The 15,826-nt window shown below is 57.8% G+C and carries 10 protein-coding genes; 6 read left to right on the top strand and 4 right to left on the bottom strand.

The window, feature by feature from the left end; all coding sequences use genetic code 11:
* The first annotated feature begins 380 nt into the window (after nucleotides 1-380).
* The 3 genes from ACORQU_RS05370 (at nucleotide 381) to ACORQU_RS05360 (ending at nucleotide 3,841) form a co-directional block, all read left to right on the top strand.
* The gene (locus ACORQU_RS05370) at nucleotides 381-1,301 is read left to right on the top strand and encodes a DNA-processing protein DprA (protein ID WP_491643813.1); all 921 of its coding nucleotides are present in this window, start codon (nucleotides 381-383) and stop codon (nucleotides 1,299-1,301) included.
* A gap of 3 nt (nucleotides 1,302-1,304) precedes the next feature.
* Nucleotides 1,305-2,522: a hypothetical protein gene (locus tag ACORQU_RS05365; protein WP_491643812.1), complete on the top strand. Its 1,218-nt coding sequence runs from the start codon at nucleotides 1,305-1,307 to the stop codon at nucleotides 2,520-2,522.
* A 704-nt stretch (nucleotides 2,523-3,226) separates the two neighbouring features.
* Complete coding sequence (locus ACORQU_RS05360) at nucleotides 3,227-3,841, top strand: hypothetical protein (protein WP_491643811.1); 615 nt, start codon at nucleotides 3,227-3,229, stop codon at nucleotides 3,839-3,841.
* 843 nt (nucleotides 3,842-4,684) lie between these two features.
* Here ACORQU_RS05360 and ACORQU_RS05355 read toward each other — a convergent pair.
* Nucleotides 4,685-6,505, bottom strand: a complete 1,821-nt coding sequence (locus ACORQU_RS05355; protein WP_491643810.1) for a hypothetical protein — start codon at nucleotides 6,503-6,505, stop codon at nucleotides 4,685-4,687.
* Nucleotides 6,506-7,542: 1,037 nt separating this feature from the next.
* Complete coding sequence (locus tag ACORQU_RS05350; RefSeq protein WP_491643809.1) at nucleotides 7,543-7,857, bottom strand: helix-turn-helix domain-containing protein; 315 nt, start codon at nucleotides 7,855-7,857, stop codon at nucleotides 7,543-7,545.
* A gap of 270 nt (nucleotides 7,858-8,127) precedes the next feature.
* Here ACORQU_RS05350 and ACORQU_RS05345 point away from each other — a divergent pair, with 270 nt between their 5' ends.
* From ACORQU_RS05345 to ACORQU_RS05335, 3 genes are all read left to right on the top strand, one after another.
* Nucleotides 8,128-8,370, top strand: a complete 243-nt coding sequence (locus ACORQU_RS05345; RefSeq protein WP_271648390.1) for a helix-turn-helix domain-containing protein — start codon at nucleotides 8,128-8,130, stop codon at nucleotides 8,368-8,370.
* 263 nt (nucleotides 8,371-8,633) lie between these two features.
* On the top strand, nucleotides 8,634-11,174 hold the full coding sequence (locus ACORQU_RS05340; RefSeq protein ID WP_491643808.1) for a TonB-dependent receptor plug domain-containing protein: 2,541 nt from the start codon (nucleotides 8,634-8,636) through the stop codon (nucleotides 11,172-11,174).
* Nucleotides 11,175-11,293: 119 nt separating this feature from the next.
* The gene (locus tag ACORQU_RS05335) at nucleotides 11,294-13,411 is read left to right on the top strand and encodes an Atxe2 family lasso peptide isopeptidase (protein ID WP_491643807.1); all 2,118 of its coding nucleotides are present in this window, start codon (nucleotides 11,294-11,296) and stop codon (nucleotides 13,409-13,411) included.
* Here ACORQU_RS05335 and ACORQU_RS05330 read toward each other — a convergent pair.
* Together ACORQU_RS05330 and ACORQU_RS05325 are read right to left on the bottom strand one after the other, a co-directional pair.
* Entirely contained in the window at nucleotides 13,408-15,147 is a 1,740-nt protein-coding gene (locus tag ACORQU_RS05330; protein ID WP_491643806.1) for an asparagine synthase-related protein, read from the bottom strand. The genes ACORQU_RS05335 and ACORQU_RS05330 overlap by 4 nt on opposite strands.
* Entirely contained in the window at nucleotides 15,147-15,818 is a 672-nt protein-coding gene (locus tag ACORQU_RS05325) for a lasso peptide biosynthesis B2 protein (protein ID WP_491643805.1), read from the bottom strand. The genes ACORQU_RS05330 and ACORQU_RS05325 overlap by 1 nt, the downstream gene beginning before the upstream one ends.
* Nucleotides 15,819-15,826 lie beyond the last annotated feature (8 nt).

Here is a 15,826-nt window from a genome sequence, read left to right as displayed (position 1 = left end):
GTGCGCCCGTAGGCGGTCGCCGTCATCGAGGAAGCAGGCCAGTCAGTTATTTCCCCACTGCACCACATGATGCGGAATACCGGGAGGTGTCATGCGCGGGGGTCGAGCTGTGCCAGCCAAGATCGCCGGTCGCTACACCCGCGTGACCGTCAGCCGACCTAGCCACGCCGCGGAAAAAAGCGCCGCTAGAAGATGTAGGAAAGTGAACCTGACCCCCGATAGTTGCCTCCGCATTGCTCGCTTCCGTTGACTCGAGACGCAACGTGCTGATTCGTAAGGCGAAAAACGCAGGTATGCCTCAGACTCCACTCCGGGTTTGCCCCGACTCCGTGCAGCGCCTCGATGTTTTGATCGGGTGTAACTTCCGCTAGGATGCGGGTATGCCCAACGCTTCCCTACCCCACATCGTATTTCTTGGCCTTTGCCAGCAGCGTGGAGTGGGTTTCGAAAGCTTGCGCCGACTTGGTGGTCCGAAGGGGCTGCGCTTGATGATGGAAACCGGCGGTGGGATTTCTGAAATTCTGGGTCACCCCCTAGGCACTATCGACGGCGGTCTGATTGAGGACGGCTTCAGACTCTTCGAAGCGTTGGAGGAGCGTGGAATTGGGCTGGTTGGTGAGGACGATGAAGAGTTTCCAAAGTCGCTGGCTGCATTGCCTGACGGAACGAGGCCCAGTTGGTTCTTCTATAGGGGGGAGTGGTCCTTATTGCATTCCCCTGGAATAGCAGTTGTGGGTACGCGGTCTCCATCAGCGGTTGGTGAGTTCCTAACCAAATTCGCAGCATCAGCAGTGACCGGGCTGGGCGCTCCGCTCATCAGTGGGCTTGCAGAAGGCGTTGATGGTACTGCCCACGACTGGGCACTCCGGTCGTACACGCCAAATATCTCTGTACTCGGTACAGGCATTTTGAAGACGTACCCAGCAAAAAACGCTGGGCTGGCCGATGCAATCGTAGGCGGCGGCGGTGTACTTATTAGCGAGTACCTGCCTGATGCCGGACCGAAGGCTGACCAGTTTGTATGGCGCAATCGACTACAAGCTGCGCTGGCGTGCTGCGTGGTAGCGCCGGAGTGGAAGAGGTCATCGGGAACCGCGCATACGATGCGCTTCGCCGAACGATTCGGTAGGCCGACCGTCAATTTGTTTCTTGATGGTGTGCCGCCCCCGGATGACCATGGAGTCGCCGGAACCCAGTTTAACGTCCCCTCGGATACGGAAGCGCTGCTGTCATTTCTTGGGAGATCGCTTCACGAGAATTTTTCACCTGTCGACGTCCCACAGCGGGCGCTTTTTGGGTAACGAATGGCCTTCAAACTATTGTTAGTTGCGGTCGATGGAACGATTGTTGGGCCGAACAAGACGATCAACGTGCCATTGGCGCAGCAGTTGGGTGCGCTTGCAGCGGAATTACACGCTCGTGGTGTCGCTGTAGCGTTGTGGTCAACGCAGGGCTGGACATGCGAAGGCAAGCCGCTTCCCCAATTTAGGACGGAACATGCGGGGGTCCCAATTAACGGACATGGCTTGATATGGGACGGAAGTCCACCTCGTCGTCATGGAGGTTCCGCTACCACCATTCTTCAGAAGTACGGAGTGAAACCCTGTGAGGCGGTTTTGCTCGGCGCGACTGATGAAGACATGATTGCTGGAGTGCAGAACGGGTTTTTGCAGCTTCGCGCAGATTGGTACGGCAATCAAAGCAAGTACGGATTGGCGGTTGCGACCGTCGCCGACCTGCGTCGATTTTGTTTGGTATTTGCGCTGCGACAGCGAAGCATCTTCTGGCGCCATCAGGATGACACCTTGAACATGTCCGCTGCTGGGCCATTTTCTACAATGATTGAAGCTTACAAGCTTTTCGGTATCGATGCCCGTGACGCAGCTAAATCGGGGCTGGGTCACCCCGAGTTCTGGTTTTTGTTGGCGGCATCCTCGTTGTACTTTTCTGGCTCGCTAGTCGGAGTTAATTATATTTGCAGTTATCCCAGTCATAAGGCGGGCGCCGCTGTTCCGGGCTCGGAAAGTCAAGCGGCCATACTGTGCAGGCTCGGTCAGTGCTTCAATATAAGCTACTACCACGACCTTATCGTAAGGCACGCTAATGCCCAAAAGAGCCAGCCCTTAAAATGGAATCAGCGACTCTTCAGTAATCAAATAAATTCAATCCATCTCAACGCAAAGCCTACGAGAAATCTTTCCGGGTTACCCAATCGCTCTAAATTGAGTTTGAGGGGTAAAACGGTGTTGGTTGTGGATGATATTACTACCTCTGGTAGAAGCTTAGACACTGCTAGGGCTTACATCGAAGCTGCCGGCGGAACTGCAAGATTGTTTTCTTGGCTAAAGACCATAAGCACGCCGTATTTGAGAATGACGGCACCAGTTTTGAAGCCTTACGCTATCAACTCTGTTGCCACAGAGCCGCCACACCAGGAGTTTTCTTACACAGCAGGGATTGTTGATGCTGATGCTCCTAAGGAGCTCGCAGCCGCATTCGAATTGTATAAGGCGCTTGTTTAAGTACTTCAGTTATTGGCAGCGGATATGCTCGATCACTGTCCACCTAATTAGAGGGAATCGAAGCCACAATGCCGCGACGTGTTACATTCACGCATTAGCGGACGCGGGGCCAGGTTGGTCAGGTTTACTTCTCGCCTTGGTTAATAAGCATTCGCGGCCCATAGGCGTGCCTTACGCTGGCGACGCGCTGAATCTTGGACTGGGCTATGGCCTGTAAAGCGCTGTTGCAGAGGTCAGACTGTTGTAGAAGGGGCGCGCAGAAGCCGGCGAGGTCGTCAGGGCACAGGGCACAAGGCGGCTTCCAGCAGAGTGCTATAGGCTGCGGCAAGGGTGTCGGCGTCAGCATCGAGCTCCAGGAAGCAGGCATGCGGTTGAATGCCCGAGCGCGGCCGCAGGTCCAGGTTGGCCTGTCAGCTCGGCCAGCTATAAAAGGCTGCGTCCTCGGTGATGGTCGCATAGTTCCAACTCCGCGATTGTTGAAACGGGAGGATTAACTCGATATGTGGGGCGAATGTGGCCTAGGGAAACTCTGAACAAGCCGCATCTAGGAGAAGCCGCTTGAATCTATCGCCAGAAAGAAGAGCTAGGACAACGTAAGATTATCCTCTTACGCACCACTTCCATTTCCTTGTTAGCTGCACAAAAAGGCGTTGCTGGCTTGCTCAGAGGTTCCCCAGGATTTGGATAGTTTTCAGGAGCAATAGATGGAAAATATCGAATTTTGGAAGGTTTTGGTTTCAGCTGCAGCTGTTTTGGTCAGCTTAGTTGGTGTTGCATGGGGTGTAAAAAAGGACTTCCAGCTGCAAGTAAATAGGTTGCGGGACGATTTTAAGTTTGCGTTGGAACTAAGTGGTGAAATCAAAAGTTTAAAAATGGATGCGCTCGTTAGAGAGCGTGGTCTTCATGCGTTAATAGGAAGTTCCAGCATTCCAGCGCCAGTGGTCGAATACTTGATATCTCTGAGGGATCCGCAAAGGGCGCTTCGGCTTTATCATGGTGCAAGAAAACGGCTGGTTTTCCTTTTTAATGCAGGTAGGGCGCGCCTCGTCTACAAGGGAATTTACAGGTTTCCACAAGTTCGCGCTTTTATAAAGGTGCTAAGTTGGGCCGGGTACGGGGTATTTTATATTCTCGCAACAAGTCCGCTGTTGCTTCACATGTTGAAGTTGGTAGATGGGCGCGGTGCGCTGTGGCTTGGGCTTTATACTGTCCTAATGTTTTTTCCGATCGCTGTTATGTCGCTTCGCTATGGAGTCTCCATTCGTTCTGCGGAAGCCCTCATTGAGCTAAGGGCTGCCAAGAGTTCTCTTCGGATCTGATGGAAAATGAAAGCAAAGGAGCAAATTTGACTTCGCAGTTAAATGGAGGTGTACAGTGTGCGGTGCTTCGTACAACACTTCCAGGCAGCTTGCCGCCGTTCAGGAGATGAAATTCCAGGCGCCTTTGAGCGTTGGGCAATGGCCCGGCTTGATGTGGGAGGGAGCTTCAGCGGCAGAGAGTAGTCGGAACGTTGAAGAGTTTCATCTGAGATGATTTCCCGATCTTTGTACACAGAGAAACTGCCGCGTTTCTGGTGGTGCATAACTGTGGGGTGGCGGGATTCACAGATCGTAGCTTCTCGATGGTTTCGATCTTGTTACCTGCACCATTAAATACTTCCTCTACGGTGCCTACGTCAATCGACTCAAGTGAGACCAATGTGCGAGAGAGCATTATTGTACGTTCGGAGCTTTAATGCTTCTGCCTGCTATTTCCGATGTGGTCGGGAGGGTGAGTCTATGTAGATAGACAGGAGTCTCCGGGTGAAGATTTTTCAGGTCCACAAAGACGTGTCCATCATCAATGTGCGAGCTAGTGGCCACATTTTGCGCGTGGGCGCCAGATGTGATCATTGACAAGGACAGGGCAAAGAGTGAGCAAAGCGGTTTCCGCATAGCGAGAATCATTTTTGGCCGGAATTGTCGTTAGGAGTCGGTAGAACATGGCCGAGCTGATGCGTGTTCCCGGCAAAACGACGGTACTGGCGTGCCGGCCTTGGCCTGTTTGAGGGTGGCGATGATCTGGCTATCAGTGAAATGGGATGTCTTCATGGAACCTCCTCGGGAGAGGGCGCGAGAAAATTCTACTTCCGGCGTTAGTTAACGTGCGGAAAAATTACTGGCTTACCGCGCTCCCACAACGGTTAGAACACCGCCCAACCCGGCAATCTGATGTGATGCACTATTTAACAGCGAGCAAAGTTGATCGTGAGGCTTGGTGTTGCCGCGATTCCTGAAGGCCGAGCGCAACGTGTGGGGCTGCACGATTACCACATGGAAGTTGATTCTCCCTGCATTCCAAGTGCTGATCTCATTGACGAAGCTAGATGCCGGTGTGCTCGTAATTACGCCGTTCTGAATATTCCATGCTGGCTTATTGCTATTCGCCGGAATTCGACTTTGAAGTGCGGACACGACATTGGATTTATTTAAGCTGCTTATATTCTTTATTGCCTGATTTATGACAATGTCGTGTGCCGAAACAGAGATGAGGCGAGTGGGCCTGTCCGAGTTGGAAGCCTTGACGTGAATTAGTGTTAGATGATGATGGTTGTCGAGCGTCGTTGCGTGAATAAAGTCCGATATCTCGCCGGATCCGTCATCGCAGAGAAGCCAGTCCGATCCAGTTGCCATCCTCAGATGCGAAAGGCGCCGGGCTTTTGTTCCCCTCAGAAGAGCGCGGTACACCCAGGAAAAAAGTGAATCCTCCCCGACTACTCCGATATTCGATAGAAATGCGCCGTTTGCCGGCCTATCGGGCTTCTCCTTAAGTACATTAAATTGCGAGAAGTCAGACCAATACATTCCAGTGAAAGGAGATGTCTTGTAACTAACTTCATAGCATCCTCCGCCTGTGATGGCGTGGCCACTGTCGTACCAAACCCGAACAAGAGGTTGATGTGAGAATATTCGGGCGAACTCACTAAGTTTTCCGGACTGACCTCGTTGCACGTTTACTTTAGTAGCTTCAAATCTGAGCTGACCGCGGAGAAGAGTAGGCTCCGCATGGATCTCGCCGATGTAGGAGCGAAGACCATTTTGCTTGTGATGAATTCTAAGTCTCACCAAATTGTCTTGTGCAACCTGATGGATGGGGTCAAATTCATATTCCAGGGCAATCTTGTCGAGGAGGGCAATCCTCGCGGAACCAAAAGTAGTACCCTCGGGAGTTTCAGCATCCACAATCGAAAAATCGAAGGCGCCCTTCATGGCATTTGTGTCGCTTATCGGATGCGAGACTGTTTCTAGTGGAGTGCTTGAGGCCTTCCCATTTGCTTTACGCAATATTTCAGTGAGTGCATCGCATGCAGCTAAGAACTCCGACCAAGTTTTCATTCGATACAGCCACAAATAAGATTCTATGAGATTCACACCAAATGTGCGATCTTTTCTTAATAGTTCAACATTCCCGCGTAGCGAATTATAGGAATAGCTCTGATCTCCGCTTGGGTCGAGCGCCATTCTTAGGTTGGAGCCCGTAAGGGCCTTGCTATCTGCTTTAACTGAAGTCCTATTGTGAATGCCGTGAAGCCATAACGTCTTTACGTCGCTTTCTTCGACGAAGGCATAATTCAAGACTTCTCTAGATATCTTTCTTACCGGGAAGCTATCAGCATCGAGCAATTCGAGAAGAATTTCTTTTACGTCATTGTCGGAGCAGTGGAAAACGAAATACCCATTGGCGATTCCGGCGCTGAAGTAAGCATAATTGGTCTCGCGGACTTCTGAGTTTGGCGCCCAATGGGGAGGTCGTTGATAATAGAAAAAACAAGTTATATAGCGTGCGCCATGCGCGTAGTCGTGGTCGTGGGAGCACCATTCGGCCCCAAGTTCTTGGCTGATCCGCTTTTTTAGCGTTTGCACGACCAAGATCAGGCCGACTGGACTATCTGCACATGCAAGCACTACGCCGCAGTAAGGGACGATGTCGTCAGTGGTAAGCATGGTTTGTCCGCATGGTTGCCCCCTAGCAACGCAAGATGCTTTCCGTGCTTCCTGAAAGCGGATAGCCCGATGCTGCTCCAGAATGTGAAGGCCGTCAAGTTGTGATCCACTGTTTGAGTTGGGATGGACCTGACGTTAAGAGATGGATGTTGGTACACCTTCTCCATCTAACACGACGGCTAAGAATGAGCGATTACCGCTCCTGGGCCCAAAGGTGCGTCGAGGCTGCCGACGCGCGTACATCAAGTCACCAAGCGCTGAAGCAAGGCTCCCTACCAAAGAGCCGTCAAAGAGTCGTCTTCTTCCTAGTCAGCGCTGCGGAGATCTATAGCGTGAGACCATCTCGGATGTCACTTCATTCTCATAGCAAATTGGCGAATAGCCTCCACCTCGGCTCCATGCACCTGCGCCTACAGGTACTGCCATTGCGGGCCGAATTGTATGGGCAGGGACAGTTGCCTGAGTAGGAGTTGATAGATTCACGAATGACCGTTTTTTTTCCTGTTAGAGATTGACCCGGCCGGTCCATTGGCGAGAACGGGGCTGGTTACCGCGACAGTGAGTGCAAGCAGTGATGTTCTGAGCTTCAAGGGCCGTTCCTTAAGGCCGCGCGGAAGTGCGCATCTAAGCAGAAGGAAGCGGCATGCCACTCATCGCTTGGTCCTATGGATGCCAGTGCCGTGGCGCTTCTCAGATAAAAGGTGTCGTGCACTGGGTGCCGGCGCCGGCAAATTTTTCTAGGCGCTCTCAGTCACCGGGACAGGGGACGTTCGGGTCGGCAGACGGGTGAAACTAAGGGAAGAATTCCTACAACATATCGAGGCCTTGTCCTACAGACTCGGCCCTGGGATTGGTGCAAGATGAATGCGTCGCCCAAGCCATTACACCCGCAGGACGCGTAATCAGATGAGGTCCATTCCAACCGGTCTGGTAGCAGGTCAGGCGGAACTCTGAAGGGGGTTGGCGGAAGGGATACCCCGCCATCAAGCGCCGGAGCGACAGCCCTCCCGTCAAAGGGAGGGCTTTTTTGTGGGCGCTCAAGGCTTGAGCAGTTCGGTGATGTCGACTCCCAACGCCTGCGCCAGCCGGCCAAGACCGCTGATCGAGATGTTGGTGACACAGCGCTCAAGCTGCGACACGTAGGTGCGGTGGAATTCTGCGACTTCGGCTAGCTGCTCCTGACTCAGTCCCTTTGCCTTTCTCAAGCGGCGAAGGTTGATCGAGACGCGCTCGGCGGCGCTTGAAGGATCGCGGTGTGGCGTGTACGAGCCGGGTGGTTCCAGGACGTGCCATATCTGCGCCTGGAGGCGCAGCGGCGCATAGGCGATTTGGAGGCTTGCGTCTGCGGACATGTTGAGGATCAAGGGTGGCGGTGATGATTGGGCTATCTCTGGCCATTCGTTTGCTGAAGGGCCGATATGGCTGTGCTTGAGAATGCTAGGCGCAATCAGTGCTGCGGTCTGCTACGAATTACGTAGCGTTCTGGCTGTCGATCGCGGCGGGGCAGACATGCGGCATCGGCCGAGTGGCGGCCATGCTGATGCATCGTGGAATCAGTAGAGCAATATGCAGTAGAACAATAATCTGTAGATCAGGATCCATGGCCCAGAGATGCTGGGGGGATGAAACTCAGGTCATCACCGTCGTCTCTGCCTACGGCCCGTGAGCTGATCGCGGCCAATATTCGCCGCCTTCGCAAGGCGAAGAATTTGAGCCAGGAACAGCTGGCCGAGCTGGCGCACCTGCACCGCACCTACGTCTCCCAGCTCGAGCGGTGCGTGACCAACATTTCCATCAATCGACTCGAGCGGCTGGCCCGCGTCCTGGGTGTTGAGGTGTCGGAATTGCTGCACCCGCTCAGATGAGGGAAGCGCCCGATGGCAGATGGAAGGCCAAGCGCCATGTAGAGTCAAAGGCAGTAGAGATATAGTCTGTAGAAGTTTCGCGCAGGTCTCACCACGCTTGGAAGTGGCTGGTTTACACACACTTCTGGGGATGGAGAGGTTGCATGAAAAAGAGTTTTAGGGGGAGTTCGTTTGGGTCCGAAGCTGCTACGATCTTCGTGGCGCTGACGTTGTCCAGAGGCACGGATAAGAACCGGCCTCGCGTTGTCAGCGCGCCCGGCGCGTTGAACGGCAATGTCCCGACAGCGATAACGGTTCGGGCATGGCCGACGTTCCTCACGGGACGCGGTGCGCAGGGCCTGCCGCCTTGCCAGGGCAGCGGTGCGGCGCTGCTGCGGGCGGCAGGCCTGGCGCTTGGTCGTCGCGGGTCGGCCGACAGAGGGTGGGGTGGACGGCGGGTACTGACGCGCAGCGCCCTTGCCGCTGCCCTGGCGGCACTCCTTCCCCTCTACGGCGCAAGTGCGCAGGAAGCGCAGGCGGACGCCACGCGCGATGCCGATGCGGCCGCGGAGAACCGCGCCGCAGACGGAAAGGCCACGCAGCTGGACACCATCGTCGTCACCGGCACGCGCATCAAAGGCGGCACCACGCCCTCGCCGGTGATCACCATCGGCAGCGAGCGCATCCAGGAAGAAGGTTTCACTGACCTGGGCGAGGTCATTCGCAGCGTCTCGCAGAACTTCAGCGGCGGGCAGAACCCGGGGGTGGCGGCTGGTGCGACGGCAGGGGCCGGGGGCATCGCCAACCAGAACATCACCGGTGGTTCTTCGCTGAACCTGCGTGGGCTAGGGCCGGATGCCACGCTGACCCTGCTCAACGGCCGGCGCCTGTCCTACGGCGGCTTTGCCCAGGCGGTGGATATCAGCGCCATCCCGGTTGAAGCGGTGGACCGGATCGAGATCGTGCCGGATGGAGCGTCGGCCATCTATGGCTCCGATGCGGTGGGCGGCGTAGGCAACGTCATCCTCAAGCGCGATTACAGCGGTGTGGCGGTCGGCACGCTGTACGGCCAAGCCGCGCACGGGGGCCTGACGACCCATGAGTACAACGCCACGGCAGGGACGACCTGGTCCAGTGGTGGGCTGATGGCGACATACAAGTACGCAACGGTCGCCCCGATCTATGCAAGCCAGCGTCCCTACACGGCGGACATGGACCCACCGACCACCATCTACCCCGGCAGCGACCTGCGCAGCGGTCTCTTCAGCGGCCACCAGTCGCTTGGCGAGATCCTGGAGCTGAGCGTGGACGCCCTGCGGACCGAGCGCCAGCAGGAGTCCTACATCTACTACAGCGGCGTTTCCAGTTACTACAGCCGGTTGACGCCTGAGACGACGACCACGCTGGTGGCGCCTACGCTGGAAGCGGCATTCGGCAACGACTGGACCCTCTCCGTGGGCGCTGCCTGGGGCCGCGACAAGCGCATGCAACGGGAGAGGATGACCACGACCGGCACCGGGGTCACGACGCAGTCGCCCTACGACGACTGTTATTGCAACGAAAGCCGCAGCTATGAGGTGGGGGCGGAGGGGCCGCTGTTCGCCTTGGCAGGCGGTGACGCGCGTCTTGCCGTGGGAGCTGGCTATCGCAGAAACGAATTTGTCCAGCGCAGTACGGTATCCGATGCCATCTCGATCCAGGGCGAGGAAGGCAGCCGCTTCGCCTATGCCGAGCTGAACGTGCCGCTGATCACTCCCGCTCCGGCAGGTGGCGATGCACGGCGGCTGATGTTCACGGCGGCGGTGCGTGGCGAGGACTACGACAGCTTCGGCAGTGTCGTCACGCCGAAAGTCGGCCTGGTCTACGCCCCGACCGGTGATTACACGCTCAAGGCGTCCTGGGGGCGTTCGTTCAAGGCGCCGACGCTGCTGCAGCGATACCAGAGCCAGAATGCCATCCTGTACCCGGCAGTGGTCTTTGGTGGCACTGATCCCGATGCGACGGTGTTGTCCACTTTCGGGGGCAATGCGCACCTTGATGCCGAACGCGCGCGCACCTGGACGGCCTCGCTGGCGATTCATCCGCAGGCACTGGATGCCTTCGAGGCCGAACTGACCTGGTTCGACATCGACTACACGCAGCGGGTGGTCCAGCCGATAGGCAACTACGGTCAAGCATTGACCAATCCGGCATACGCCCCCTATGTGGACTGGTCGCCGACCGCCGATGGACAGGCGGATCTCCTCGCTGCAGCGTCCGCCTTCTACAACTACACGGCCGGCGCTTACGACCCCGACAGCGTCGTTGCGTTGCTCTATGCCAATTACGTCAACGCGTCCGAGCAGCGGATCCGGGGGCTGGATGTGTCCGGCTCGTATCGCTTCACGGTGGGGCCTGGCCATTTGGTGGTGCGTGGATCGGGCAGTTGGCTGGACAGCACACAGAAGAACGGCCCGTCCGAACCTGCCTATGATCTGGCCGGCACGCTCAACAGTCCCGCCAAGTTCAAGGCACGGGCCGGGCTGGTCTGGTCGCAGGGCGGCCTGACGGCATCGGCATTCGCCAACCATATCGGTGGCGTCAGCAGTACGGTCGGTGAGAAGAAGGCCGCGTCCTTTACCACCGTGGACGCCACCGTGCGCTATGGCCTGGACCGACGCGGCGATCCCTGGTCCGGCTGGGACTTTGCGCTGTCCGCGCAGAATCTGCTGGACCGCGCGCCGCCGCTCTATCAGCCGCTGGATCCCACGTGGGTGCCCTATGACTCGACCAATTATTCGGCGGTTGGTCGGTTCATCAGCGCCTCGGTGACCAGGCGGTTCTGATACCGCATCACCTGCCTGCGCGCACCTCCCGGGCGGCGCGCTGCCGGCGCGTGCGCCATGCCGAAGCTTTGGCGCCGCGCGCCGCATATCCACCGGACGTGCCACCTCTACAGGAGATCATGATGCAAGGGAACTTGAAGGATTTCGGCCAGGCGCTCGTCAGGGTGCTGGTCGTGGCGACGGTGCTGCTCTTTCCAGCGCGGTTAGGGGCCGTCTCCCCCAGGCAGCTTGTGGAGGTCGCTGACCTCTCCAGTCCGGTCGTATCGCCGGACGGGCGCCGGGTGGCATTCCGGATGGACAGGGCTGCCATCGAGCGCAACACCTACGACACCATCTGGTACGTGCAGGACCTGGATGGAAGCGCGCCACCGCGTCGCATTGCTGACGGAGGGGTGCAGTTGCAGGACATTGCCGGTGGCGCACTGCCTGCCGTTGCCCGCTGGTCAGCGGACGGGCAGACGATCTTCTACCGCGCGCTCCTGGACGGCAGGGTGGACGTTTGGCGGGCGAATGCCGATGGTTCGGGCGCCAGGCCCGTGACCTCCGATCCCGCGGACGTGCGGGACTTCGTGTTGAGTGAGGACGGCACCACGCTGCGCTACAGCGTGGGGGCGCCGCGCGCGGAGATCATTCAGGCGGAGCAGGACGAGTACGACCGTGGTGTCCATGTGGATGCTTCGGTGCCGATCGGGCAAGGTGTATTCCGTTCGGGGTATGGCGCGGGCCGGTTGATGACCCGGCGGTTCACGGGTGTCGGATTCAACCGCGACAGCCTGCTGGCGAGTGTTGCGGACCGGTGGAAGACGATCGACCTGGCGACCGGGAAACGTCACGAAGCCGAATCCACCACTTTCAGCGACGGGCCGCATGGAGCGACCGGCCGGCCCGAGTATGGCCCGACGCCCTTTGAGTCCGCGGTCGACACGCGGAGTGGTCGAATCGTCGTCCTGGATCGCAGCCAGACGGGAGGCACCTCTCCATCGGCTGTAAGCGCCACGCTGTCCGTGCTGGCCACCGAGAACGGACAGCCTGCAATCCATTGCCATGCCAGGCTTTGCACGGATGCTGCGATTACAAGTGCGCAGTGGAGGCCGGGAGGATTGGAGGTGTTGTTCACCACGACGCCTCTGGCTGAAGGAAGGGCACAATCGATCTTCCGCTGGAATATCAAGACAGGCGCCGTGCTGCCGGTCGTGCGGGATACGGGGCTGATCAACGGGGGGCGACAGACTTCCAGCACGTGCGGAATCTCTGCCGAGGCCTTGGTCTGCGTGGCATCTGAGGCAGCCCGGCCGCCGCGCCTGGAGCGCATTGACATCAAAACCGGTAGGCGGAAGGTGTTGTTCGCGCCCAACGCTGGACTGGAGTCGGACCTGGCCAAATCAGTCACAGCGCAATTCCTTCGTTGGAAAGATATCAGTGGGGAAACGTTCACCGGCCAGCTATTTACTGGCGGCCCGTCTCCCGTTGGGGGGCGTCCCCTGTTTGTGACGTACTACAACTGCTCGGGATTCCTGCGGGGCGGGGTGGGCGACGAGTGGCCACTGGCATCGTTCGCGCAGGTAGGGATTGCCGCACTGTGCGTCAATGCAAAGCCACACCAGCCCGACCCAATCGCCCGGTACGACGAAGGCGTCTCGGCAGTGAAGGGCATCGTGGAAAAGCTGGCGGCAGAGGGCGAAGTCGATCCCTCCAGGGTCGGCATGGGCGGGCTCAGCTTCGGCAGTGAGGTCACACTGTGGGCCGCCATGCAAACCGACCTGCTTGCGGCAGCGTCGATCACCTCACCGGCAGTGTCTCCGCTCTATTACCTGATCAACAGTCTTCAGGGGGATCGATTCTTCAATAGTCTACGGGACGTCTGGGGCCTGGGAGCGCCCGATGACACGCCACAGCAGTGGAAGCGGTTGTCGCCTGCGCTCAACCTTGAACAAATTAGCGTCCCCATCCTGATGCAGATGCCCGAAGAGGAGTACATGTACGGACTGGACTACATCATTCCGATGGTGCGTGAGGACAAAGCCGATCTGTACCTCTTCCCGAATGAACCTCATCAGAAATTCCAGCCGCGCCACAAGGCTGCCGCTTACGAGCGCAATCTGGATTGGTTCCGCTACTGGCTGCAGGACGTCCAAGCGCCGCAACCGCAAAAGACCGAGCAATACGAGCGCTGGCGCTTGATGCGCCAGCACATGCGGGCGCGAACCGGGCCGCAGCAAAATAGAGTGGTGCGCTAGCGCTGATGGCGAACCCAGTTCTCGATCATGCACAAGTCGAGGATACGAAAGAACGACTGATCCCTGGTCATCATAGGGCGCTTGAAGAAATCGCTCACTTCATCGGCGGCCAGCAGCCCCTTTCCTTGTAACTCGCCTTCCAGTAGGAACTCCCGCATCCTGTCCCTGTGGCGGCGGTAGGCGGCGCCAAGATACTGGGCGAAGTCGCCCTTGCTCTTGCGGTTCAGGACTTGCTCCGGCAGGCGTTCGGAAAAGGCGGCCCTTGCCACGGAGCGGTTCCTCCCGCCAGCGATCCACATCCAGCTCGGTACGCCAAGGCAGGACTGCACAATGGGTTGCGACAGCAATGGCAGACGCAGGTCGCGGGTTGCTCCGCGCCACATTCCGTGTCGGTAGAGCTGCGTGCCGGCCAGGTACTGGATGCGCTCGACGTCGCCGGGCAGTGCCCCCCTTGGCGCCGCGAACCAAGGGTGTTCGTCGGCCGGCAGGGCCGCAAGCGCTGCACTCAAAAGCGAGCGATCTGCCTGATAAGGCGGCCTGGGGCGACGTATCTTCTGGAGAGTCAGCCGTGCCGCCTTCCAAAGCGTGCACTGGTGGAGCGCGGACAACTCACGAATTGCGGTGAATCCGGCGGAGACCCCGCATTCCAGAAATGCGTCGGCTGCGGGCGAGGCGTTGCCCAAATAGCAGAAGACTGTGTCGCCTCCGCCACCAGAGAAATGGGCGTGATTTGCTGGCTCCCCAAGCTGGATCATGGTGACATTGAGCGCATCTTGCAGCAGGTTGATACGGGGGGCGACTGACCAAGGGGGCGGCGGGGCATCAATACGAGCGGCCAGGAAGGAGAGTTCTTCCACTCGAAGCGAGACGCCCAGGCCCTTCGCAACAAGTGACGCGTAATGTCGCTCGTCAGCACCGGGGACCGGGGTGACCAGCGTGCAGCAATCCGCCGTGACTCCTGTGCCCTTCAGGCAGGAAGCGATGATGGATGAGTCAAGTCCGCCGGAGAGCTCCAGCATGATCGAGTCGTTGGTCTTGGCCCAGGCGGTTACCGCAGTCATCACACTCTGTCGGACACAAGCGACCGCTTCCTCCAGGTCTGTTTTCCGGTGCTTCTTCGCGACGAAGTCCCACGGTGACCACACTTGGTCGTTGCCGATGCTCAACGGCCGCATATGAAGCGTGTGACCAGGCAGTAGCTCCCGAACCCCCGCTAGTCCCGTACGCGCCGTCATCAGATGAGGGTATACGAGGCAGTGCGCAACGAAATCCAAGTCGATGTGCTTCTCGTATAAGCCACACTCCTGTGCGAGCGAGATATCGGACGTTGCGAATTTATATCGCCCTTCAGAAGCATAGACACAGCGCATTCCTCCACTGGGGTCACGTGTGACGGTCAACTCGGGATCTTGGCTTCCATCCTGGCTCGACTGAATGAGGACATAGTCACCCCAGCAGTGGTTCACGACAAAAGCGCGGAGTTGCGCCTGACTCATGGAGCTGGGTAGCTCTTCCGCGTGGCCGATCGATACCCCATCCATCCGGAAGAGGTGGCCTATCAGAATGTTGCCGCCAGGGATCAGGAATATCGGCGTGTCCGCCGACGCGAGCACACTTACAGCTTCGGTCACGAATCGGGTAAGAAGTCCGCGGTGCCCGAGCGTAGGGCGGACGACGTTGACCGCCTCATTGTCAGCGCAGTCGTGCGTCATGATCGCGAGGTAGCTAGAGACCATCAGATGATCCTGATCGGACTGTGGGCCAAAGCGTTTCCCACCGTGTCGTTGACGACCATGTTGCCGATCTGTACCCAGCAGTGTGCTGAGAACGGATCGTCGGTGACACCGAAGACGATGTTCGCCAACATGCCGCGACGTGCTAGATATCGGGCCAGCGCAAGCGAATCAAGCAGGCACGAGGTTTCAATCGGAAGATGCAGTCGCGAACGGAGGAACAGCCTTGCAGCATCGAGAACCCTGGCGTCAACGGGATCTGTCGAGACCGCCTCCGCCCGATGTCGTTCCTGATAGCGTGCCAGGGCCTTGATCGATTCTTTGAGCGGGCGTGTCCTCAGCTGGCGACGCACACGCCAGACGATCAAGAGGGCTTCAAGGATTGGAGCTATTTCCACGGCTTTTGATTGCGTGGGAAGCTCAAGGAGGCTTCTTGCTGGCACAGCCAGATTCTTGTGCACATTGCAATCGCTGGTTAGGGCGGGAACGAGTATTCCCTGATCAATCAGCTCCGCGGGATAGGGCGGGTGGCTGCTAGGCGTTTGTATATGCGCGAGGAAAGCATCCTCCAGCGACTTTCCGAGCCTGAAGTACCGATCCATTACGATATCGAGAAAGATGGGCCGGCCATCAATCAGGCAATACGACAGGCCGTCCCGCAATCCATAGCGCATAGGAACCT

Source organism: Pseudoxanthomonas sp. JC1303 (assembly GCF_058448525.1).
The sequence above is the reverse complement of the archived record's forward strand: the minus strand, read 5'-3'. Positions and strand labels throughout refer to the sequence as shown.

What these genes read in the sequence shown, in the direction of transcription:
- ACORQU_RS05370 (WP_491643813.1), top strand. Translation starts at nt 381, where the DNA reads ATGCCCAACGCTTCCCTACCCCACATCGTATTTCTTGGCCTTTGCCAG.
- ACORQU_RS05350 (WP_491643809.1), bottom strand. Translation starts at nt 7,857, where the DNA reads ATGTCCGCAGACGCAAGCCTCCAAATCGCCTATGCGCCGCTGCGCCTC.
- ACORQU_RS05360 (WP_491643811.1), top strand. Translation starts at nt 3,227, where the DNA reads ATGGAAAATATCGAATTTTGGAAGGTTTTGGTTTCAGCTGCAGCTGTT.
- ACORQU_RS05325 (WP_491643805.1), bottom strand. Translation starts at nt 15,818, where the DNA reads ATGCGCTATGGATTGCGGGACGGCCTGTCGTATTGCCTGATTGATGGC.
- ACORQU_RS05355 (WP_491643810.1), bottom strand. Translation starts at nt 6,505, where the DNA reads ATGCTTACCACTGACGACATCGTCCCTTACTGCGGCGTAGTGCTTGCA.
- ACORQU_RS05330 (WP_491643806.1), bottom strand. Translation starts at nt 15,147, where the DNA reads ATGGTCTCTAGCTACCTCGCGATCATGACGCACGACTGCGCTGACAAT.
- ACORQU_RS05345 (WP_271648390.1), top strand. Translation starts at nt 8,128, where the DNA reads ATGAAACTCAGGTCATCACCGTCGTCTCTGCCTACGGCCCGTGAGCTG.
- ACORQU_RS05335 (WP_491643807.1), top strand. Translation starts at nt 11,294, where the DNA reads ATGATGCAAGGGAACTTGAAGGATTTCGGCCAGGCGCTCGTCAGGGTG.
- ACORQU_RS05365 (WP_491643812.1), top strand. Translation starts at nt 1,305, where the DNA reads ATGGCCTTCAAACTATTGTTAGTTGCGGTCGATGGAACGATTGTTGGG.